Genomic DNA, 20,232 nt, shown 5'->3' on the forward strand with positions numbered 1-20,232 from the left:
TTTAGGATAGGCTGTGTCGCTGCGTATTGTTGTTCTATTATTTTTTCTGGCTTGGCCCGTTGCCGCTATGCAGATGGTCACCGCCAACGCTAATTGGCCGCCATGGCGAGTGATTGAGGCCGATGGTAGTTTGAGCGGTATCGAGATCGATATTCTTAAGCAGCTTAGTCAGGCTCTTGATCTGGAGTTAAAGACTCAGCCCTGTGGTTGGAAACGTTGCTTAAAGTATATGGAACTTGGTGAAAGTGATGTGATGACCGGCCTCTATAAAAACGATGAGCGTGCGCAGTATATGCACTTTGTTGAGCCGCCTTACCGTAGTCATAACGACATGTGTTTTTATCAAGCGAAAATTAGACCTGTGCAGAAGCTCGATAGCTATTCTGATTTGTACTCCTTAACGATAGGGGTATTGAACAAAGTCGCTTATTTTGAACAATTTGATCAAGATCTTAAACTGTTCAAACACTATGCTACGACCGATGAAAGTTTATTTCGCCTGCTACTTGGTGGCCGTATCGATACGCTGATTATGTCTTGTATTGAAGGTGATATCTTTTTAAAGCAAAGACACATGACGGATATATTTGAGCATACCAATTATACAAAACGTAATTACCGCTCGGTTTATTTGGCCATTTCAAAACGTTCTAAGTTGATCGAGCGCGCCGCAGAAATCTCAAAGCACTTACAACAAATGTTGGACTCTGGCGCGATTACTAAAACACTCGTATCTTATGGCGTGGTAGAGCGCGATTAACGCGCGCTATCGAGTTTTATACGAGGCCATTAAGTAGGCCAAATAAGCCCCCAAAAACCCCCCCCCAAACCACTAACCAGCCTAAGTGTTTTCTAATCATTTGTTGAATAATTTGCTTCACTAATTGCGGCGTGAGTTCGGCTAAGCGTTGTTCAATAATTAAAGTGATTTTTTGTTGTACGTCACCCAAGTGTTCTGGTTGCTCTAATTCTTGGCGCAAAGCCTCACTAAACTGTGGATCCTGACTAATTTGAAGGACAGCCTCTTTTAGTTTATCGATAAAAGGCTGCTCTAAGGGGGTGAGTGCTTCCTTACCACCAAACATCGCTAACATCCCGCCAAATGAAGATCCTTCGATGGTTTCCACTAAGGCATGATAAGCCGGACTAAAATCGGTTTTGTTGATGACGGGACTCAGGTTTACTTGAATTGCTTTGCCACTGGCATCGGATAAAAAGCGGTCGATGTTTTCGGCGGTAAAAAACTGGCTTAGCATCAGCTCTTTGATACCTTGCTTAAAGTCATCGAAGCGGGCTGGAATAACCCCCGAGCCATATAATCCGGGGACTTTTTCAAATAGCATATGAATGGCTATCCAGTTAGTTGCGGCACCAGATAGAGCAAATAAACCGATGGAAAACATCAGTGCTTGTTGGAAAAAATAGCCGACGCAGACCAATACGAGGGCAATCAGATTGGTGATGAAACTTTTATTCATGTTGGTTCCTCGTCTACAAATAAAAAGGTCCCCCGGCGGAGGACCCTTAACTAGACGTGATTTATAACGCAGCGATAGTCGTTTGTTGCGCGACTAGTTTTGCTTTTGCTTTGTCCATTTCGGCTAACTTAGCACGCTCTTTCGCAATCACTTGCTCAGGTGCGTTTGCCACAAACTTTTGGTTAGACAGTTTACCCGCAACTTTTGCTAAGTCCTTGTCGAGCTTTTCAAGTTGTTTGCCAATCCGCGTTAGCTCGGCTTCTTTATCGATGAGACCAGCCATGGGGATCAGTAGTTCCATGTCACCAAGTAAGGCGGTAGCAGAAGCAGGGGACGCTTCGCCTTCGGCTAACAAACTTGTACTCTCCAATTTGGCTAAAGAAGCTAAGAACGGTGCGTTATCCTTTAGGCGGCGTTGGTCTTCACTGGAGGCATTTTTCAATAAGACATTGAGTGGTTTGTTGGGACTAATGTCCATTTCACCGCGAATATTACGAATTGCCAAAATAAATTGTTTGAGCCATTCAAGATCGGCGATGGCGGCTTCATCCATACGACTTGCATCAAACTCAGGGAAAGCTTGTAACATAATGCTGTCATCCGCCTTGCCCTTGCCAGCTAACGGAGCGACTTGGCGCCAAATTGTTTCGGTGATGTAAGGGGTAATTGGATGCATCAAACGGAGTAAGCTTTCTAGTACATTTAGCAAGGTATAGCGGGTGCCACGTTGCTGTGCTTCACTGCCTTTGAACAAAATCGGCTTCGTGAGTTCTAAATACCAGCCACAGAATTGATTCCAAGTGAATTCATAGATCGTTTGTGCGGCAATATCGAAGCGATAGCTGTCGAGCGCTTCGCGGTAGGCCTTAATTGTTTGCTGATACTGACCTTCGATCCAGCGATCGGCCAGTGAAAATTCCATGTCGCCGCCGCGCTCTTGTGAAGACAGCCCGCAATCTTGCTGTTCGGTATTCATTAATACGTAGCGACTGGCGTTCCACAGCTTATTACAGAAGTTACGATAACCTTCGAGGCGGTTCATATCCCAGTTAATGTCGCGGCCAGTAGTGGCCATAGCGGCAAGAGTAAAGCGCAGCGCATCGGTACCGTGGGCTTCGATGCCACTTTCAAAGGTTTTACGAGTATCTTTTTCAATTTTCTTCGCCAGCTGCGGTTGCATCATATTGCCACAACGCTTACTGACCAAACTTTCAAGATCAATGCCGTCGATCATGTCTAAGGGATCGAGTACGTTCCCCTTCGATTTAGACATTTTGTCGCCGTTTTCGTCGCGGATCAGCCCGGTCACATACACCGTCTTAAAGGGGACTTGTGGCTTGTTGTTTTCATCTTTGATGAAGTACATGGTCATCATAATCATACGGGCAACCCAGAAGAAAATGATGTCGAAACCGGTGACCAATACGTTGCTGGGGTGGAAGGTAGCCAGATCGGGCGTTTTTTCCGGCCAACCTTGGGTGGCGAAAGTCCACAGTCCAGATGAGAACCAGGTATCCAGAACGTCATCGTCTTGGCGCAGACTGATATCGTCGGCTAAACCGTGTTTGCTGCGTACCTCGGCTTCGTTACGACCCACGTAAACTTTGCCTGTTTCGTCGTACCATGCAGGGATGCGGTGCCCCCACCAAAGTTGGCGAGAAATACACCAATCTTGAATGTCGCGCATCCACGAGAAGTACATATTTTCATATTGTTTAGGTACAAACTCAATTTCACCGTCTTCCACGGCTTGGGTTGCGACCTTGGCTAAGGGCGCTGCACGTACATACCATTGGTCGGTAAGCATCGGTTCAATGACCACTCCACCGCGGTCACCGTAAGGAACGGTGTTATTGTGTTCTGCTACTTCTTCGAGCAAGCCGAGTTCATCAAACTTAGCCACAATCGCTTTGCGGGCGGCAAAGCGCTCGAGGCCTTGGTATTCGGCTGGAATGTCGGTAGCGTAAGCGTCTGATGGCTCACCTTTGCTACTAAATACTTCTGCTTCATCACGGATCTCTGCATTCAGGGTGAGAATGTTGATCATCGGCAATTGGTGGCGTTTACCTACTTCGCAGTCATTGAAGTCGTGGGCAGGGGTGATTTTCACACAACCGGTGCCTTTTTCCATGTCGGCGTGTTCATCGCCAACAATCGGAATTCGACGACCCACCAATGGCAGTTCAATAAATTTACCAATCAGGCTGTTATAACGCGGGTCTTCGGGATTTACGGCAACACCGGTATCACCCAACATGGTTTCTGGACGGGTGGTGGCAACGACTAAGTAGTTAAAGCCTTCACTGGTGGTTTCACCATCGGCCAGCGGATAGCGCAGGTGCCACATGTGGCCTTTTTGTTCTTTGTTTTCTACTTCTAGATCAGAAATTGCCGTGTGTAGTTTTGGATCCCAGTTCACCAAACGTTTACCACGATAAATTAGGTCATCTTCATAAAGACGGACGAAGGCTTCTTCAACCGCTTTAGACATCCCTTGATCCATGGTGAAGCGCTCACGTTCCCAATCAACCGAGGCGCCGAGACGACGCAATTGTTTGGTAATAGTGCCACCGGATTCGGCCTTCCAATCCCAGATCTTGTCAATAAATGCTTTACGACCGTAATCGTGCTTGGTTTTATCTTCTTCGGCGGCGATTTTACGCTCGACCACCATTTGGGTAGCGATACCGGCATGGTCGGTCCCTACTTGCCACAGGGTATTTTTACCCTGCATACGCTGATAGCGGACCAGAGTATCCATAATGCTATCTTGAAACGCATGCCCCATATGCAAGCTGCCAGTGACGTTTGGCGGCGGGATCATGATGCTAAACGATTCTTTAGCGGTGTTGCCATGGGGCTTAAAATAGCCCTGTTGTTCCCATTCTTGATATAGCGACTGTTCAATAGCGCTGGGGTTGTAGGTCTTTTCCATTGGATGTCTTGACTCTATTTAATTTCTGGGTTTGTGTAGGCCACGGTGTCTAGTTGTAGACCCTGTTGGCGATACACTCGATAACGTTCTCTAGCCGCTGCTTTACCGATTTCATCCGCGGGTACAAAATCGATAAGATGTTGAAAATTTCTGGCAAAATCGACCGCAGTGCTGGTGAGATTCACCAAACATTGACGGCGTTGCCTTGGTACCTGCCAGGTTATTTCGACAGGCGCTCCCCCTTGGGGGCCTTCACCATTGAGATTGTGCGGTACAAACTGTTCTGGTTCAAACTGCCATAGCAGCTCATCAAGTCGCTCGGCGTGTTGTTTTGACGCACAATAGACGACGCTCCGCTCACCATTTCGATAGTATTGTGCGACGATTTGACACACTATTTTATCGAGGGCCTCGCTGTCACTGATGACCGAATCGGGCATGATATAAAATTTCGCATTCATACGCTAGAGACTACTTGTTCCAAATACGCGAGCCAAGCCCTGTCGGGCTATATTCGTGGTGCTTATTTAAACCAAAACAGGGAGCAAGGCTCCCTGTTGGTTGATTTAGAATGTTGCTTATTCTTCGATTTCCTGACCAGATTTACTGAGTAAAAATTGAGTCAGTAGCGGAACTGGTCTGCCAGTTGCGCCTTTTTCTCCACCTGATTTCCAAGCGGTACCTGCGATATCGAGATGAGCCCAGCTGTATTTCTTGGCAAAACGCGATAAGAAACAGGCCGCGGTAATTGAACCTGCAGTTTTACCACCAATGTTCGCCATATCGGCAAAGTTGCTCGCCAGTTGTTCTTGGTACTCTTCACCGAGTGGTAGCCGCCAAGCTTTATCACCACTTTGTTCGGCACTGTTGAGTAAATCATGAGCCAATGGATTATGTGGCGTCATTAAGCCAGAAGTATGATGGCCTAAAGCGACGACACAGGCACCGGTAAGGGTAGCGACATCAATCACTAACTCTGGATCATAACGTTCTACGTAGGTAAGTACATCACATAGAACCATACGACCTTCAGCATCGGTATTGAGAACCTCAACGGTTTGTCCTGACATGGTCGTAATCACATCGCCGGGTCGATAAGCGTTGCCTCCGGGCATGTTTTCACATCCAGCTAAAATACCGGTCACCTTGAGCGGCAATTGTAACTCGGCTAGGGCTTTCATAGCGCCATAAACACCAGCTGCGCCGCCCATGTCATATTTCATCTCATCCATGCCTGCGCCAGGTTTTAAGGAAATACCACCGGAGTCAAAGGTTAAACCCTTGCCAATTAATACCAGCGGTTTTTGCTCTTCACAACCAGGAGCGCAATATTCGATGATGCTCATCATCGATTCATTATCGGAGCCACGACCAACCGCTAAGTAAGAGTTCATTTCTAGCTCGGCCATTTGCGCTTCTGCAACCACGCTCACCTTAATATTGTCATAATCATTCGCAAGTTGTTGTGCTTGGTCTGCTAAATAGCTCGGATTACAGATATTGGGAGGCAGATTGGCTAAATCTTTGGCATGTTTCACACCATGCGCGACAGCCAAACCATGTTGCACAGCGCTTTCTCCGATAGCCAGTTCACGACGTGTTGGCACATTGAAGACAATTTTGCGCAGTGGACGACGCGTTTCCTCACGATTGCTTTTGAGCATGTCGAAGCTGTATAAACTTTCTTGAGTGGTTTCTACTGCTTGGCGTACTTTCCAATAAGTATTACGTGATTTGACGTGTAACTCAGGTAAGAAACAGACCGCTTCCATAGAACCGGTATCGTTTAAGGTGTTGATCGTTTTGGTGATGATTTGACGGTATTGACGCTCGTTTAATTCACGTTCTTTGCCACAGCCCACCAAGAGCACGCGTTCGCTCAATACGTTGGGTACATGATGTAGCAGCAATACTTGTCCTGCTTTCCCTTCTAGATCACCGCGGCGTAATAGGGCACTGATATAGCCGTCACTAATTTTATCTAGTTGTTCGGCAACTGGTGATAAGCGACGTGGTTCGTAAACACCGACGACTATACACGCACTACGTTGCTTTTCAGGACTGCCACTTTTTACGCTAAATTCCATGAATGCTCCTACAATTAGCAAAACTGGGTTAAGATAGTTTATCTGCTCGAATGGATCAGTTGATCCTAGCGACTGTTTAAATAAATATGAGTGATACAGTCACATTTAGCTATGTGAAACTGTACAAAATAGAAAGTTTATCTGAAATTTTTGCTATTACCAGCAAAGTTCCAAGTTTGAAGTGAATGACTGAGTGCTAATATTCCGCTACTTATTTAAAGAAACGGCCAAAACACAACTCGCAGTGCTTGCTGTTTTGATGCTAATTTTCACCTCGCAAAAGTTTGTTCGGATCTTAGCTCAGGCTGCCGAAGGCAATGTTGCGGGTGAGATCATCGCCAAGGTGATGCTATTAAATGTCCCTTCTTTTTTAATTCTTATCTTACCGATTAGTATGTTTATCGGTGTGTTAGTGGCTCATGGGCGCTTATACGCCGATAGCGAGATGGTGGTATTACAAGCTTGTGGTTACAGCACCGCTCAGTTATTGCGTGATACCTTGGTCTTGGGTTTGCTGTTTACCGTCGTCGCTGCTGCGAATACTTTGTATGTTAGTCCCTACACTAACTATTTGGAACAACGCTTGTTTGACCAAATGGACGCCGAGGCTGGTATGTCGGTGTTGGTACAAGGCCGTTTCGAATCGCTAGGCGGCGGGGTGGTGACCTTCGTTGAACAAATAGAAAATAAAGGCGAACATCTTGAGAAAGTATTTGTGGCGCATACGCCTGCCGCCGGTTCTGAGACCCGCCCATCAGTGGTTATGGCTGAAGAAGGAGGCATAGAGCGCCGCAGTGACGGTTCACAATGGATGGTACTCAGCAACGGCAAACGCTATGAACAAGCGCCTAAAGATTTAGATTTTAGTATTTTACATTTTGAGCGTTATAAAGTTTATTTACGCGAGCAAGAGAGTACTCAATCACAACGGCGTTTGTGGTCACAACCCACCATGGAATTATGGGGAGCGACCGAGTTAGCACAAATTGCTGAATTACAATGGCGAATTTCTTTACCGTTAACTATTCCGATCCTTACTTTTATGGTGGTGCCCTTAGCTGCCGTGAACCCAAGGCAGGGGCGTTACGCAAAGTTATTGCCAGCTATCTTGTTGTACCTTAGTTACTACTTGTTATTGAGTGCCGCTCGCAGTGCTGTTGAGGAAGGGACTTTGCCACCCCACATCGGTTTGTGGTCGGTACATGCGCTGATGTTTAGTATTGCCCTGAGTTATTTGTTTATTCGTAGTGAGTATTACTTGAAAGTGCGTGGAAAATTTAAAGGAAAGGCCTGTGTTTCGAATACTTGATTGGTACATTGGCCGAACGATTTTAATGTCTAGTTTGTTGGTCTTGGTGACCCTACAAAGCTTGAGTATGATCGTAAAATTTGTTGAGCAACTGGGCAGCGTTGGTCAAGGGGATTACCAAGTGGTGGATGCCCTATGGTATGTGTTGCTGAGTGTGCCTCGCGAGTTAGAAATATTTTTCCCTATGGCTGCCTTATTAGGAGCCCTGATCGGCTTAGGATCTTTGGCCAGTACCAGTGAATTGGTGGTGATGCAAAGTGCTGGCTTATCTCGTTTTAATATTGCTTCGGCGGTGCTTAAAACGGCTGTGCCGATGATGATCGCGATGATGCTTTTAGGAGAATATGTTGCCCCTTCCTCAGATTTGGCGGCTAAACAGTTACGTTCTAGCAAGATGTCTGGTGGCTCATTGGTCGCGGTACAACGTGGGATATGGGCTAAAGATGGCGATAGCTTTGTGAGTATTGGCGAAGTTCAAGAAAGTAAAGATATATTCAATATTACGATTTATCGCTTTAATCAGAATGCCGATCTTTACCAACAGGTAGAGGGTGAACGTGCTATTTATGATAAAGATTATTGGTTGATCGATCAGGCTGTGGTGACCGATTTTAGTGATGATGGAGTGACTCGACAACACTTCGACCGTTATCGATGGAATAGCAGCCTCACGCCAGAAAAATTGAGTGTAGTGACGATTAAACCCCATGATTTGTCGATCTCGGGAATGTACTCTTACATTAGTTATTTGCAACAAAACCATCAAGATCCCGCTCGCTACCAGTTAGCCTTAGCACGTAAATTGATGATGCCTATACTCACTGGCATCATGATGTTATTAGCTCTGTCTTTTGTATTTGGTCCGTTGCGTAGCTCCAGTATGGGCGCAAAAATAATGATGGGTGTTGTGGCGGGATTTAGCTATTACATTCTTGATCAAGTCTTAGGTTCGATGAGCTTAGTTTATGGTGTGCCCCCTTATGTGAGCGCAGCCATTCCAAGTGCATTGGTACTTGGGATTGCCTTGTATTTGATCAATCGCCGCGCATAAGTGGTGAGTTAATCACAACAGCCCTCGCGATGAGCTTATTAATCGCGTGGGCTCCTGCCATGATTGCAGCCTACTGTTCGCGTTTTCTGCGCGGCTATTTTTATCATCTGGTGATTTAGATAGGGTTACTTTTTAGGTAGGGTGACCACTTGGCACTTTCCCCATATATCTTGAAAAGCAGTTTTGTCTTTGGTGAGTAATACCATTACGTTACCTAGCCCAAGGGCTGAAGTGAATAAGCGGATCAGCGCTTGGGTATAGGAAATATTCGATCCATCTTTATTTTGAACTCGCAAACGCCAGGCTCGCATTCCGATTGTTTGGCCTTGGTTGTGCCAAAACCAAATATAGAACAAGATGATGCTGCCCCAAATTAGCCCCTGAAACCAAATTTGTGTCACCAAGTAACTCGAGGGCTCCACTCCCTCGGGGAGCGTGAGTAAGCCTAAACTACTACTGACGGCAACCATGGCCAAGCTCAACATGGTTACGACCATCGCAATGGCTGTTGCCATCACTGCATCATAAATATAAGCACCTAAGCGGCGGAAAAAGCCTGCGCTTGGAAGGGCTGAGAGAGAAGCTGCTTGTGTCATAGGATGTTTCCAAAAAAGTGAGGCCTTCATTCTAGCAAAACTCAGTTCACCACCACCAAACTATTGCCGAATTTTGCCAACATAAGCTTATAAAATGCTCGCGCGACCAAATCTTAAACACTTAGACGGCTTATTCTTAAAAAGCACTTGCCAATCTAAAAACGCAGCTTATAATGCCAATCACTCGCTAAGGCGGGGAAAAATGCCAGAGTGATGAAATTGGTAGACATAGGGGATTCAAAATCCCCCGTTAGAAATAACGTGCCGGTTCAAGTCCGGCCTCTGGTACCAAATTAGAAAAAGCCGTCCTAGTGACGGCTTTTTTGTGTTTCAAAATCACCGTCGTGTAGTCTCCCCCCCAACATTCAACTCCTATACCGTCTCATCCTATGCTCTGTAGACAAATCATTTGCGAAGTCATTATTCGGCGGCATTCTACTCGGGTACGATTGTAGGGTAATTTGTCATCCATTCTTCTCGTGTTAAGTAGGTTTTAGCGCCACTTTTATAGTACTCACTGCTTTTATCTACAATCGAAAGGTCATCGGGCGTTGTCGTTATCATATAGAACCAAGTTGGTTTCGTGCTTAAGTACATAAATCGACTGCCTCCAGCACCAGGTAAATAGTTCGCGTTAGCGAAGTCACCTTTTGATACCGACGAAGAAACCGTTGGGTACCGATGGTCATTTATCATGCAGATGGAAAAGGCGGCTACTGTAAACCAGATATCTGTTCAATAAGTAACATTGATAAAACTGTACTAATTATTGAAGTTAAAACTGGTGGGGCTGATTTATCTACTCAACAACAAGTTGGATTTGAGCCAGAGGGAATAGATAGTAAGGGCGAGCCAATGTATCGTATACCCCCAGATGCAATTGCTTCAGGTCAATTAGCTGATAAATTGAATTTAAAGGCGGGAGAAAAAATTGGGATAAAGTACCCTGATGGATTACCAGTAAAAATAGAAAGGGTAGCGGGCTTAAATGAGGTGGGAGAGTAATGAAAAAACGAGAATTTTTAGCTTTTTATAAGCAGCGTTATGACGGCAGGAATATGGGAGGGGGGGCTTGGGAGTTTATTTTGGAAGAGGATGGAGACTATGGTTTTTTAAAAATCATGCCTCGCTTGTTAAAATCTCCACCTCTGCAATATATCGAGCCACAGGTGTATATGGCACCCTCTTGGTTTGCTGAGCTGGTAAGGGAGATTAGAGAAGATAATGAATTAAATCATTTGTTCTGGGATGTGTTAAGGTACAAACCGGATAATGGTGAAGTACTTGAAGAGCATTTACCGCAAACCTTAGTGATGGCTCAAGAGTGGTACAAAGAACAAAGTAAGCCGGAGGTAATGGGAGCTTTTTTAAAGCGAATTCATGAATTTGGCCCTTCGATTGGCCCTGTGCTTAAACAAAGGTTCTATTACTCTTGTGTATTGAAAGGGGATGTTGAGTTGCTTGAGGCAGAGCGCTTGGCTCAGGAAAACGGTACAACTAAATTACCCCCTGCTTATACCTTACAGTTTTTTACTAATGCGGTGCGTTTAGCCAAAGAGTACCGCTCTGGTGAGCGGGTGTGCCCGATAGACTTCTAGGCATGTTGGTCGCTTGTCTAAAATAAAAGGCCGTAGAGTCTGAGGGCTCTCCGCGAATATATTTATGACTTTCGAGCCTTGTTTCAAGGGGGCTAGTGGCTCATTTTTGCAAGGTTTTTAATGCTTGCTGTCGATGCTATTTTTTTAACTTTAACCGCTTATCTCGATAAGCCCTTAAATCAATCATTTGGTTAGACAACACCTTATAATGCTTAATCGAATTGGCTTGAAAACGGTGGTGTTTACCCGCGGTTTTCACTGTTAGCCCAAGCACCTAAAAACCGAAATGGCTGCCTGCTGATACTTTACTATTTTTCACGAATATATTCTCTTGGTTAAAGAGTGTATGGATGGCGACCGAGTTAAGCCAGTTGATTTTTAGTCTCTCGTCAAAAATAATGATCTATTCATTACATGCTTTATATCCATGAGGGGTAAAAATGGAACAGTTAGTGAGTGTCGGGTGGCTCTATAGAAAAGGAGAGCGCTTACTCTGTGTGAAGTCTAAAGGTAAAGATAAATTTTTTATCCCAGGTGGCAAGCTGGAGATTGGAGAAACCAATGAAGTTGGCTTACAGCGTGAAATTCGCGAAGAACTGAGTATTGAATTAGCTCTCGATTCAATTCAGCACCAATTCTCGATCACTGATACGGCATATGCTTTAGCCAATACTCAGCTGACAATGCATTGTTACACCGCAAATTTCACGGGGGATATATTTGCTAACGCAGAAATTGAAAAGGCTGAATGGTTGGGACTTTCTGAAATGAGTTGCTGCGCACCAGCGGCGCAGAAAGCACTTCATCGTGTTCTAAAAAAAACCAATGCTTAGATCTTAAATTTGAGATGGATCTATGGCCACAAACGTTGACTGCAAGATTGGTTTTCTGGGATTGATGAAAGAGTCTTAAAATGCCCGTTTTGCTATCGCTCGACGGGCATTGTTGTTGGCTGATTAATCAGCAATAAAAAGGCTTATCTTCTATGTTCAGTGAGCGTGATGCGGGCTCTTTATTCGTAAAAGTAAACGCGATGTTTAATTTTGCTCACTCATTTTCTAGCGGCTGTGGCTTGATTACCAGCCTTTTACCACTCCGCCTTTAAAGATTGTGGAAGCCGCTTGGTATACTTCATCGGTTTGGTAGGCTTTTACAAAGTTTTGCACATTTGCTGCGTTAACGTTGTCTTCGCGAGCCACGATTAAGTTGACGTAAGGCGATTTTTTACTCTCTACAAAAATACCATCTTTCTCGGGTGACAAGTCGATGCTACTAGCGTAAGTGGTGTTGATAATCGAAAGGGCAACGTCATCAAGTGAACGAGGCAATTGGGCGGCGTCTAATTCAACAATGCTAATGTTTTTAGGATTAGCAACGATATCGCGAACGGTGCCTTGTAGACCAACGCCGTCACGTAAGGTGAGTAGGCCTTGCTGCTCAAGAAGAATTAATGAGCGACCAAGGTTGGTTGGATCATTTGGAACCGCGATACGTGCGCCGTCTGGCAGTTCTGCGATAGTTTTAATTTGCTTTGAGTAGCCGGCGATTGGGTAAACAAAAGAGTTACCTGCGATAGCCAATTTATAGCCGCGATCGAGGATCTGTTGATCCAGATATGGTTTATGTTGGAAGGCGTTGATATCAACAGAGCCATCATCTAATGCTGCATTTGGTGTGACGTAGTCGGTAAAGGTCACTAACTCTACGTCTAGGCCGTATTTTTCTTTGGCTACCTTGGCTGCTACTTCTGCTACTTGAGCTTCTGCTCCGGCAATTACTCCAACTTTAATCTTGCTTAGGTCGGTCTCTTTCTCGCCACAACCCGCTAAAACTAAAGCAGATGCCGCCAGGCTAACTGCGAGAATACTTTTAAGACTAAATTTCATGCTGTGTTTCCTGTAATTAATATCTATTTTTGTCGATCTGGTGGTCGTTTTTAAAACCGTTATTTGCAAATTTTTTCGTTGAAAATCACTATCTGTGGTCGACCCGTCTTACAATCAAGTCGCCAATCGACTGAATAATCTGGACTAAGATGATGAGCATCACTACAGTCACGGCCATAATCACCACATCATAACGGTGAAAACCATAGCGAATAGCCACATCTCCCAAGCCTCCTCCACCAACAGTGCCTGCCATCGCAGAATAACTGACTAAGGTTACTAGTGTGATGGTGACGGCATTGATAATGGTGGGGAGCGCTTCGGGCAGTAAAACTTTGGTGATGATTTGCCTTGGCGTTGCGCCCATCGACTGCGCTGCTTCAACTAAACCAGAAGGAACCTCTAGCAGTGCGCCTTCGATTAAACGTGCAACAAATGGGATTGCACCAATCGTTAGCGGCACAATCGCGGCGGTGGTGCCAATAAAGGTACCTACTAACAGCTTGGTGAGTGGAATAATTGCGACCATGAGCACTAAAAACGGTACCGAACGACCGATATTCACGATTGCACCTAATATTCGGTTTAGTTTGTTGTTTGCAGCTAATCCACCTTTTTTAGTGATATGTAAAATAACACCTAAGGGAATACCAAGTGCAAAGCCAACAATGCCCGCGACCGACACCATGTAGAGGGTTTCGCCCGTAGCGCCGAGTAGTAACTGACCATTGAAGTTTAGCCACTCCACGATTTGTTGAAATGAAAAACCGTTACTGGACATAACCAAGTACCTCCACTTTGACTTTATGTTGTTTCAGAAACTCAATCGCTGCGCTATCGTCTGCTTCATTGCCAAGTAGTTCGGCGACCATCATGCCAAATTTTACCCCTCCGGCGTAATCAAGATCGGAACTTAAAATACTAACATCGATATTAAATTGGCGAGCAATTTGACTGATCAGAGGTGCGTCAACCGTTGCTCCCGTAAACTCTAAGCGCACTAAGGGGTGACTTCCCACGACTCTTTTTGTGTTTAGCCGTACTCGGTAATCTTCGGGGATAGAGAGGTCTAAAGTTGAGCGTATAAAGTCATGAGCCAGTTGGGTTTTGGGATGCGCAAAAATTTCACCAACGGTTCCCTTCTCTACCAGTTCACCACCACCGATGATCGCGACTTGATGACAAATACTCTTCACTACATCCATTTCATGAGTGATCAGTAAAATGGTAATGCCAAGTTGCAAGTTTATCTCTCGTAATAACTCCAGAATCGACTGGGTGGTTGCGGGATCAAGGGCACTGGTGGCTTCATCACATAACAGTACTTTCGGATCAGAGGCTAGGGCTCGCGCAATCGCGACTCGTTGCTTCTGACCGCCACTAAGATTGGCTGGATAGGTGTCTCGTTTATCGGTGAGGCCGACTAAGTCCAAGAGCTCTGTTACTTTACGATCAATCTGCGTTTTATCTGTGTTTGCTAGCTCTAAGGGCAGCGCGATATTGTTGAATACCGTACGTGAAGATAGCAAGTTGAAGTGCTGAAAAATCATCCCTATATTGCGTCTAGCTTGGCAAAGTTGTGGGTGTGAAAGAGTGGTGAGATCGACCCCATCAACAATGATTTGTCCCGAAGTTGGCGCTTCCAGCATATTGACACAACGGATCAAGGTACTTTTACCTGCACCGGATGAGCCAATCACGCCAAAAATGGTTCCTTGAGGAATAGAAAGGTTGATGGCATTAAGCGCAACAATCTCTTTCTCTCCTTGATAGAAAACCTTATTAACATCGCTGATTTCAATCATTTACATAGGCCTATACAAGAGAGCTTAGAATTACATGCTAAGGTGTGACTGAATGGTAGAAGGATGCTATGGATAAGTGCCCTTGAAGTCAATGATTAATTAGCCGTCCAGAAGTCTAATTGGGTATTTTAACAAATCTAATTTGTTCTGAGTTATAGCCTGCTGCTATAAGAGCGCTTTGTGGTTAAACCAAGCGCTATGAAATTCTGTTGTTGTTTGCAGTGGGGGGCGCGTTGTGGCGGCTTTTTATTTGCCGCGCTGGCAACTTGGGATGATTGTACCGCCATCAAGCGGTAAGGCTGGCTACTTGCAACAAGGGGGGATTGGCCGCCGTCGTTTATTCAACTTGGTTATTTTGTGTTATTTGTGAAACGCAAAAAGTCATCGAAATAATCGATGACTCGTCACAATTTGAATCTAAAGTCCTAGACCTTTCTTTGGCGATTTTTTGGCTGCTTTGACTGCTTTGACTGCTTTGACTGCTTTGACTGCTTTGACTGCTTTGACTGCTTTCTTTTCTTTGGCGCTTAACAGCGGTTTCTTCTTGGAGCCTTTTTTACTGTCTTGTCCTTTACTCATGAGCATTTCCTATTTGGGGAAGCACTTAAACCTGCAGTTAGTTTGGATCCAAGCTTAGGAGAATTGCGATGCATTGAGCTCTGTAAACGGAATGCGTAACCATTTCAGTATGGCCTCATGGCGCAACAATAGATATAAATAGCTTATTTTAGCTGGCTGGTTTGCCATCACAGGCAATCTAGTCGTTGCTGACAAAGCCTATTTCCCCGAGTTCCGGTCAGCTAACACCGCGCTTGGCCCGATAAATCTAAGATAGATCACGCTTCACTGCGCTCATCATTTTCTGAAATGACGGGCATTCTAAATGCGAAGTTTGTGGGCAAGTTGCAACATGGAAAAGGCTATTGCGTATTGCTTGTAGCTGTTTAATTTGCGCATCAATCTCAGTCGTTTTTTGGATTAACAATGTTCTATCGATAGACAATTCATCGTTTGTATCGAACATCATTGAAATTTCAATGAGCGATAGCCCAGCCATGCGGCCCAAAGAAATAATATTTAATTTATTCAATACACTTGGAAAATATTGTCGGCGTAGCCCTTTTCGACTGGGGGAGTGGATCAGCCCGATTTTTTCATAATATCTTAAGGTTGAAGGTTTTAAACCAGAGCGACGAGCCACCTCTGCAATATCCATCATATCTCCTATTGACTTAAAGTCGACTTCAAGTTGTACCCTGTTTGTGAATCTATCAAATTAAGAGCGACAAGGGGAATATTTAATGCTTACAAATCTTTGTTTACAAGCCGTTTGGATTGGTATTGGAGCGACGCTGGTCATGGATGGTTGGTCGTTGTTCCAAAAAAGAATACTCGGGATCCCAGCGCTGGATTATGCGCTGCTTGCGCGATGGGTATGTTTCATAGCAAGGGGGCAGCTACTGCATCGAACGATTGTGTCTACACCGCCGGTCAAGGGCGAAAGACTTCTCGGTTGGGCCTTACATTATGCAATTGGGATTGTTTTTGCGATGGCTCATGTGTTTTTATTCGAAGAGGTATGGCTGGCAAGTCCAACACTGCTGCCTGCGTTGATCACCGGGATTGTGACCTTGGTATTTCCTTTTTGTATCATCCAACCTTGTCTTGGTTTTGGGTTTGCGGCAAGTAAAACAGCGGCGCCTCGGTTGGCGAGGGGGTTAAGTATCGTCACTCACAGTGCCTATGGCATTGGCCTATTTTGCAGTGCCTTAACGTTACCCTGGATACTCAGGGGGGCTTAAAGTCGCGCTCAGGTTTGAGCTGAGTCGCGACACGCCGATAGTTTGATGAAGCAAGCCAGTCGGTTTTGCTTAAGTCATCCTTTCCATAAAAGAGCGGAAAAATTCTTTGAGTCTATCGATATAACTCGGGGGAGTTTCAACCCGCGGTTGATGGCTATAAAACTGCTTCAGATAACGCTGTGCATGGCTTTTTCCTGCCACATCATTACTTGATTGCAAATAAGTGATTCGTTCGTGAAACGCCAGCACCTTAGTTTGTGATTTGAATATCGGCGTATATTTTAGATCAAATTGACTGGCAGTTTGCCGATCAAAGTAGCAGCCTTGATCCGCATTAGGGATGTGTTTCCAATAGGGCCCAGTAATATCGAAAACATCGAAGGTGTTATTCCCAAAGTCCAGTTCAATCCATGTGTGATAAAGGTTCTTCACGTTATCGTTATTTGACAAGGCCTTACGTATTCGCTTGCTTAGTGTGTTGAGCGTTTTGGCGTCTTTATCTGCTGGTTCGAGCAGGCCAATCACAACTCGTGTTTGTTTACAGTGAGCGATTCTTTGTTTCACTTGATCGACAATCGCCAAGTGCACTGGCAGGCAATTGAGGCGCATATCCTCGCCTATATCTTGAGTATCATAGGGGGTGACACGCCAATACCGAGCTCCGTTTGGTCCTGCGGTATAAATCTCTCTGAGAGTTTTTTGGGCGGATTTTTTAAGTCAAAAACGTCATTTTTATGAATCTGATAGGGAAGCGTAATCGTCAAACGAACCTCTTTGAATGTTTGCAACATGATCGCGATGAAGACCGCAACTGGAGTTTAGCAGTTTATGGCTTGTGGACACTCGAGTCATCAACTTCAAACCGAGATTGTTATTCAATCAGCTATTAAAGCCGTGATTGAGGTGATATGACTAAGTCATTGTGCCGAGCTTAGGGCTGGGAGTGACTTTAAGTTTGCTCTTGAGCTTGCAAATCGATTCGCTTTAAAAAGGATAGGCTAGGCTCTGTTTTACATTTTCCATCACTACATTTGAGCTGAATTTGAGTATGGTTTGGTCATCCAGAAATAACTCTCGGGTGATTTCTTCATATCTTTGCATACTGGACGCGGTAATCATCAGTATAAAATCTTTTTCGCCCGCCATGTAGTAACACTGTTGTACTTCGGAGTGCGCCTTGGCTTTTTTCTTGAAGTTGTCAATCACGGTGGTGCCACCTTTTGCCAAGGAAACTTCAACAATAATAGTTATGAAGTTGCCTAGCGCGCGGCTATTTAATATGGCGACTTCTTTTTCGATGGTTCCCGATTCCCTCAGTTTCTTGATCCTTCTTTGAACCGCAGTTGCTGACAGTCCTATTTCATTTCCAAGATCTTCAGAGGTTTTTTTGTTGTTTAATTGTAGTTTCGCTAAAAGTTGTCGATCGAAGTCATCCATATGCAGTTTTTCTCCATATTAAGTAAAAATCAGCCGAATTTATGCGTGTGTCAGTATTATAGGCTGCGATTTGAAAGGCGGGTAGGCATAAACTGGATAGACACGAATAATGGGGGAAAATGATGATGTTAATGATGGATAAGCGAACCATGGTTGGGGTGGGTCTCGGTTTAATTGCCTCGATGATTTGGGGCAGTTGGCCGGTGGTGTCAAAAGTCGCTGCGCTGCAAAGTTTGTCTCCTTTAGATATAGCGACCCTTCGTTTCAGTATTGCCGGTTTTATCTTGTTGCCGGTACTGCTGTTCCATGCGATCAAACTAAGCGTGATTTTTAGTAAAGGTGCTATTTTAGCCGTTGGTGCTGGGGCACCCTACGTGATTCTTGCAACTTCGGGGATTAATTTGTCATCGAGTGCTCACTTTGGAACTATTGCACCGAGTACCATGTTGGTATTTTCTACCCTTGGGAGCATGTTTTGTTTTGCGGATAAATTGACGCCCAGCCGATGGTTAGGGATTGTGCTGATCATTTCCGGCATTGTCTTTATCGGCAAAAGTAGTTTTGAGGAATTGAATGCCGACATTTTATTGGGTGATCTTATGTTTGTAGGCTGTGGCGTTCTTTGGGCTTCTTTCACATTACTCTGTAAATTTTGGCAGTTAAACTCTTGGGTCGCTACCGCGATGGTTTCTGTGGTTTCGGCTGTTGTTTGTTTACCAATATCTTTACTCTTCAATCCGGGGGCACTGACTCAACTTCCGGTGGACATGTTGGTTAATCATGGCTTGTATCAAGGCGTATTGGTGGCGATTGTTGCGCTCTATTGCTACGCCAAAAGTATTAGTATTTTGGGCGCTGCCAAAGGCGCTATATTTGCGGCACTAGTGCCTCCAATTGCCTTGGTATTAGGCGTTATAGTGCTTGGTGAGTCGCTGACTAGCGCTGAGTTCATTGGTTCTGCAGGTATCTTTCTAGGTATGCTGTTTTCTCTTGGAATGATCAAATATCAGGGCTTTGGCTTGGTCAATTTGACGAGGAAATCGAATTAAATATAAGCGATAATTGGTTTGAAAAGGTCATGTAGGTTAAAGCCACTAGTAAAATCGAGAGTCAAGCAAGGTTTGCAGAGAAGACTGTTTGAATACCGCATGCCAGGTTTAAATATTTAATTGATAAAATTCATAAAAGGATGACCCTTACAAGATATCTTTTGAGATGTATAATCTGCAACATGCTGTATTTCTAAGTTGTACGCTGCTGATACTGAGTTTTACAAAAAGCACTGAGCGCTTAAGCCTTCCCATTACTCAGCAGTAAAGGAGCAATCAATGAAAGGACTTCGGGGCATTCTCATCAACTTGGCGGCTTATGCCATGTTAATTATGTCGTTTGCAAGTGCAGCACAAGAGACTCGCAGCATTGTTATTGCCACGACAGCCTCCGCAGGCGGCTCCTCTGGGCCAATTTTTGATCATATAGATAAGCAACGTTTAGCGGACCGACCCGGTTATCGTGCTGAGTTGTTGCTGCAGGCTGGTGAGCGCTGTGGTGTTGAAATCAAGTTTTTGTTAGTTCCATGGAAAAGGGCGCTGTTGTTGGTGGAGTATGGTGGTGCAGACGCCGCTTATTCTTCCAGCTATAAAAGCGAACGGGCGGTCTATGGTGCTTATCCGATGAAAGACGGACTACCGGATCCAGAGCGGGCGGTCAGAGGCTACTTTTATCAATTGTTTACGCTTAAACAAAGTGACTTAAAGTGGGATGGAGAAAAGATCAGTGGTCCGAGGACCCGTATCGCGGTTGAACGAGGCTCTGCTGGTATCGATATTGTAAAACGTTTGGGCTTAAAACCGCTGGAGTTTAATGATGAGCAGCAGATGCTGGATATGCTGGTTGCTAAGCGGGTCGACGGCGTTGTTGCGATTGGCGGCAATGTTCAATCGGTGATTGCCTTTGCACCGTTACTCGCTCGTCAGATTAAAATATTACAGCCAGCGCTCAAATCCAAGCTCGGTTATTTGATGTTTTCGAAGAATTTTTATTTTGAGCATACCGCGTTGACGGAGTGTATTTGGAATGCCATTGGTAATATACGCCAGTCCGCAGACTATAAGGCGTTGGTTCAGTCCTATGGTGTTTCTGGGTCGAATTATTAGGGTATCCTTTGCTCTATTCAATGTAAGGCTCTGTTGAACAGCCTCCATCGCTTTTTCTCATCTGTTTGCATCACTCACAAAATACCGTCTGA

At 44.9% G+C, this 20,232-nt stretch carries 22 protein-coding genes and 1 tRNA gene; 11 read left to right on the top strand and 12 right to left on the bottom strand.

Features of this window, described 5'->3' with window-relative positions:
- The first annotated feature begins 13 nt into the window (after nt 1-13).
- Complete coding sequence (locus ACRRS0_RS04040; RefSeq protein ID WP_432454504.1) at nt 14-760, top strand: substrate-binding periplasmic protein; 747 nt, start codon at nt 14-16, stop codon at nt 758-760.
- A gap of 16 nt (nt 761-776) precedes the next feature.
- On the opposite strand, the gene ACRRS0_RS04045 is transcribed toward ACRRS0_RS04040, so the two are convergent.
- The 4 genes from ACRRS0_RS04045 to pepA all read right to left on the bottom strand — a co-directional run bounded on the left by ACRRS0_RS04045 (nt 777) and on the right by pepA (nt 6,500).
- Nucleotides 777-1,478 carry a DUF445 domain-containing protein gene (locus ACRRS0_RS04045; RefSeq protein WP_432454503.1) on the bottom strand — a complete coding sequence of 234 codons (702 nt, stop codon included), beginning with the start codon at nt 1,476-1,478 and terminating at the stop codon, nt 777-779.
- A 61-nt stretch (nt 1,479-1,539) separates the two neighbouring features.
- On the bottom strand, nt 1,540-4,413 hold the full coding sequence (locus ACRRS0_RS04050; RefSeq protein ID WP_432454502.1) for a valine--tRNA ligase: 2,874 nt from the start codon (nt 4,411-4,413) through the stop codon (nt 1,540-1,542).
- 14 nt (nt 4,414-4,427) lie between these two features.
- Complete coding sequence (locus tag ACRRS0_RS04055; RefSeq protein WP_432454501.1) at nt 4,428-4,874, bottom strand: DNA polymerase III subunit chi; 447 nt, start codon at nt 4,872-4,874, stop codon at nt 4,428-4,430.
- A gap of 117 nt (nt 4,875-4,991) precedes the next feature.
- Nucleotides 4,992-6,500, bottom strand: a complete 1,509-nt coding sequence (pepA, locus tag ACRRS0_RS04060; protein ID WP_432454500.1) for a leucyl aminopeptidase — start codon at nt 6,498-6,500, stop codon at nt 4,992-4,994.
- Between the two features lie 193 nt (nt 6,501-6,693).
- Between pepA and lptF the strand changes: the two genes are divergently transcribed.
- Complete coding sequence (gene lptF / locus ACRRS0_RS04065; protein ID WP_432454499.1) at nt 6,694-7,809, top strand: LPS export ABC transporter permease LptF; 1,116 nt, start codon at nt 6,694-6,696, stop codon at nt 7,807-7,809.
- Complete coding sequence (gene lptG / locus ACRRS0_RS04070; protein ID WP_432460944.1) at nt 7,793-8,860, top strand: LPS export ABC transporter permease LptG; 1,068 nt, start codon at nt 7,793-7,795, stop codon at nt 8,858-8,860. Before lptF ends, lptG begins: the two co-directional genes overlap by 17 nt.
- 125 nt (nt 8,861-8,985) lie before the next feature.
- On the opposite strand, the gene ACRRS0_RS04075 is transcribed toward lptG, so the two are convergent.
- Nucleotides 8,986-9,456 carry an RDD family protein gene (locus ACRRS0_RS04075; RefSeq protein ID WP_432454498.1) on the bottom strand — a complete coding sequence of 157 codons (471 nt, stop codon included), beginning with the start codon at nt 9,454-9,456 and terminating at the stop codon, nt 8,986-8,988.
- 204 nt (nt 9,457-9,660) lie between these two features.
- Here ACRRS0_RS04075 and ACRRS0_RS04080 point away from each other — a divergent pair.
- The 4 genes from ACRRS0_RS04080 (at nt 9,661) to ACRRS0_RS04095 (ending at nt 11,887) form a co-directional block, all read left to right on the top strand.
- Nucleotides 9,661-9,747 (top strand) — tRNA-Leu (locus ACRRS0_RS04080).
- 390 nt (nt 9,748-10,137) lie between these two features.
- Nucleotides 10,138-10,461 carry a hypothetical protein gene (locus ACRRS0_RS04085; protein WP_432454497.1) on the top strand — a complete coding sequence of 108 codons (324 nt, stop codon included), beginning with the start codon at nt 10,138-10,140 and terminating at the stop codon, nt 10,459-10,461.
- Nucleotides 10,461-11,054: a hypothetical protein gene (locus tag ACRRS0_RS04090; protein WP_432454496.1), complete on the top strand. Its 594-nt coding sequence runs from the start codon at nt 10,461-10,463 to the stop codon at nt 11,052-11,054. The genes ACRRS0_RS04085 and ACRRS0_RS04090 overlap by 1 nt, the downstream gene beginning before the upstream one ends.
- Before the next feature lie 440 nt (nt 11,055-11,494).
- Nucleotides 11,495-11,887: an NUDIX hydrolase gene (locus ACRRS0_RS04095; protein WP_432454495.1), complete on the top strand. Its 393-nt coding sequence runs from the start codon at nt 11,495-11,497 to the stop codon at nt 11,885-11,887.
- Nucleotides 11,888-12,130: 243 nt separating this feature from the next.
- On the opposite strand, the gene ACRRS0_RS04100 is transcribed toward ACRRS0_RS04095, so the two are convergent.
- The 3 genes from ACRRS0_RS04100 to metN form a co-directional block, all read right to left on the bottom strand.
- Complete coding sequence (locus ACRRS0_RS04100; protein WP_432454494.1) at nt 12,131-12,940, bottom strand: MetQ/NlpA family lipoprotein; 810 nt, start codon at nt 12,938-12,940, stop codon at nt 12,131-12,133.
- 88 nt (nt 12,941-13,028) lie between these two features.
- Nucleotides 13,029-13,721: a methionine ABC transporter permease gene (locus ACRRS0_RS04105; protein ID WP_432454493.1), complete on the bottom strand. Its 693-nt coding sequence runs from the start codon at nt 13,719-13,721 to the stop codon at nt 13,029-13,031.
- The gene (metN, locus tag ACRRS0_RS04110; RefSeq protein WP_432454492.1) at nt 13,711-14,745 is read right to left on the bottom strand and encodes a methionine ABC transporter ATP-binding protein MetN; all 1,035 of its coding nucleotides are present in this window, start codon (nt 14,743-14,745) and stop codon (nt 13,711-13,713) included. Before metN ends, ACRRS0_RS04105 begins: the two co-directional genes overlap by 11 nt.
- A gap of 235 nt (nt 14,746-14,980) precedes the next feature.
- Here metN and ACRRS0_RS04115 point away from each other — a divergent pair, with 235 nt between their 5' ends.
- The gene (locus ACRRS0_RS04115) at nt 14,981-15,115 is read left to right on the top strand and encodes a hypothetical protein (RefSeq protein ID WP_432454491.1); all 135 of its coding nucleotides are present in this window, start codon (nt 14,981-14,983) and stop codon (nt 15,113-15,115) included.
- 47 nt (nt 15,116-15,162) lie between these two features.
- Here ACRRS0_RS04115 and ACRRS0_RS04120 read toward each other — a convergent pair whose 3' ends face one another.
- Together ACRRS0_RS04120 and ACRRS0_RS04125 are read right to left on the bottom strand one after the other, a co-directional pair.
- Entirely contained in the window at nt 15,163-15,324 is a 162-nt protein-coding gene (locus tag ACRRS0_RS04120; protein ID WP_432454490.1) for a hypothetical protein, read from the bottom strand.
- 247 nt (nt 15,325-15,571) lie between these two features.
- Nucleotides 15,572-15,964 carry a helix-turn-helix domain-containing protein gene (locus ACRRS0_RS04125; RefSeq protein WP_432454489.1) on the bottom strand — a complete coding sequence of 131 codons (393 nt, stop codon included), beginning with the start codon at nt 15,962-15,964 and terminating at the stop codon, nt 15,572-15,574.
- An 82-nt stretch (nt 15,965-16,046) separates the two neighbouring features.
- Here ACRRS0_RS04125 and ACRRS0_RS04130 point away from each other — a divergent pair, with 82 nt between their 5' ends.
- Nucleotides 16,047-16,547 (top strand): DUF2938 domain-containing protein, encoded by a 501-nt coding sequence (locus ACRRS0_RS04130; RefSeq protein WP_432454488.1) that lies wholly within the window; start codon nt 16,047-16,049, stop codon nt 16,545-16,547.
- 69 nt (nt 16,548-16,616) lie between these two features.
- Here ACRRS0_RS04130 and ACRRS0_RS04135 read toward each other — a convergent pair whose 3' ends face one another.
- Together ACRRS0_RS04135 and ACRRS0_RS04140 are read right to left on the bottom strand one after the other, a co-directional pair.
- Nucleotides 16,617-17,156 (bottom strand): hypothetical protein, encoded by a 540-nt coding sequence (locus ACRRS0_RS04135; RefSeq protein ID WP_432454487.1) that lies wholly within the window; start codon nt 17,154-17,156, stop codon nt 16,617-16,619.
- Nucleotides 17,157-17,531: 375 nt separating this feature from the next.
- Entirely contained in the window at nt 17,532-17,984 is a 453-nt protein-coding gene (locus ACRRS0_RS04140) for an Lrp/AsnC family transcriptional regulator (protein WP_432454486.1), read from the bottom strand.
- 119 nt (nt 17,985-18,103) lie between these two features.
- Here ACRRS0_RS04140 and ACRRS0_RS04145 point away from each other — a divergent pair, with 119 nt between their 5' ends.
- Both ACRRS0_RS04145 and ACRRS0_RS04150 read left to right on the top strand, forming a co-directional pair.
- Nucleotides 18,104-19,033 carry a DMT family transporter gene (locus ACRRS0_RS04145; protein ID WP_432454485.1) on the top strand — a complete coding sequence of 310 codons (930 nt, stop codon included), beginning with the start codon at nt 18,104-18,106 and terminating at the stop codon, nt 19,031-19,033.
- 279 nt (nt 19,034-19,312) lie between these two features.
- Nucleotides 19,313-20,140 (top strand): substrate-binding periplasmic protein, encoded by an 828-nt coding sequence (locus tag ACRRS0_RS04150; protein ID WP_432454484.1) that lies wholly within the window; start codon nt 19,313-19,315, stop codon nt 20,138-20,140.
- Nucleotides 20,141-20,232 lie beyond the last annotated feature (92 nt).

Origin of the sequence: Agarivorans sp. QJM3NY_29, assembly GCF_050870835.2 — a bacterium.
Taxonomy (GTDB): Bacteria; Pseudomonadota; Gammaproteobacteria; order Enterobacterales; family Celerinatantimonadaceae; genus Agarivorans.

Bases quoted from the DNA above. Each gene is read 5' to 3' on its own strand.
- ACRRS0_RS04045 (WP_432454503.1), bottom strand. From the start codon at position 1,478: ATGAATAAAAGTTTCATCACCAATCTGATTGCCCTCGTATTGGTCTGC.
- ACRRS0_RS04100 (WP_432454494.1), bottom strand. From the start codon at position 12,940: ATGAAATTTAGTCTTAAAAGTATTCTCGCAGTTAGCCTGGCGGCATCT.
- metN (WP_432454492.1), bottom strand. From the start codon at position 14,745: ATGATTGAAATCAGCGATGTTAATAAGGTTTTCTATCAAGGAGAGAAA.
- ACRRS0_RS04050 (WP_432454502.1), bottom strand. From the start codon at position 4,413: ATGGAAAAGACCTACAACCCCAGCGCTATTGAACAGTCGCTATATCAA.
- ACRRS0_RS04090 (WP_432454496.1), top strand. From the start codon at position 10,461: ATGAAAAAACGAGAATTTTTAGCTTTTTATAAGCAGCGTTATGACGGC.
- pepA (WP_432454500.1), bottom strand. From the start codon at position 6,500: ATGGAATTTAGCGTAAAAAGTGGCAGTCCTGAAAAGCAACGTAGTGCG.
- ACRRS0_RS04120 (WP_432454490.1), bottom strand. From the start codon at position 15,324: ATGAGTAAAGGACAAGACAGTAAAAAAGGCTCCAAGAAGAAACCGCTG.
- ACRRS0_RS04105 (WP_432454493.1), bottom strand. From the start codon at position 13,721: ATGTCCAGTAACGGTTTTTCATTTCAACAAATCGTGGAGTGGCTAAAC.
- ACRRS0_RS04055 (WP_432454501.1), bottom strand. From the start codon at position 4,874: ATGAATGCGAAATTTTATATCATGCCCGATTCGGTCATCAGTGACAGC.
- ACRRS0_RS04125 (WP_432454489.1), bottom strand. From the start codon at position 15,964: ATGATGGATATTGCAGAGGTGGCTCGTCGCTCTGGTTTAAAACCTTCA.
- ACRRS0_RS04085 (WP_432454497.1), top strand. From the start codon at position 10,138: ATGGTCATTTATCATGCAGATGGAAAAGGCGGCTACTGTAAACCAGAT.
- ACRRS0_RS04150 (WP_432454484.1), top strand. From the start codon at position 19,313: ATGAAAGGACTTCGGGGCATTCTCATCAACTTGGCGGCTTATGCCATG.
- ACRRS0_RS04095 (WP_432454495.1), top strand. From the start codon at position 11,495: ATGGAACAGTTAGTGAGTGTCGGGTGGCTCTATAGAAAAGGAGAGCGC.
- ACRRS0_RS04140 (WP_432454486.1), bottom strand. From the start codon at position 17,984: ATGGATGACTTCGATCGACAACTTTTAGCGAAACTACAATTAAACAAC.
- ACRRS0_RS04130 (WP_432454488.1), top strand. From the start codon at position 16,047: ATGCTTACAAATCTTTGTTTACAAGCCGTTTGGATTGGTATTGGAGCG.
- ACRRS0_RS04135 (WP_432454487.1), bottom strand. From the start codon at position 17,156: ATGCGCCTCAATTGCCTGCCAGTGCACTTGGCGATTGTCGATCAAGTG.
- ACRRS0_RS04145 (WP_432454485.1), top strand. From the start codon at position 18,104: ATGATGATGTTAATGATGGATAAGCGAACCATGGTTGGGGTGGGTCTC.
- ACRRS0_RS04075 (WP_432454498.1), bottom strand. From the start codon at position 9,456: ATGACACAAGCAGCTTCTCTCTCAGCCCTTCCAAGCGCAGGCTTTTTC.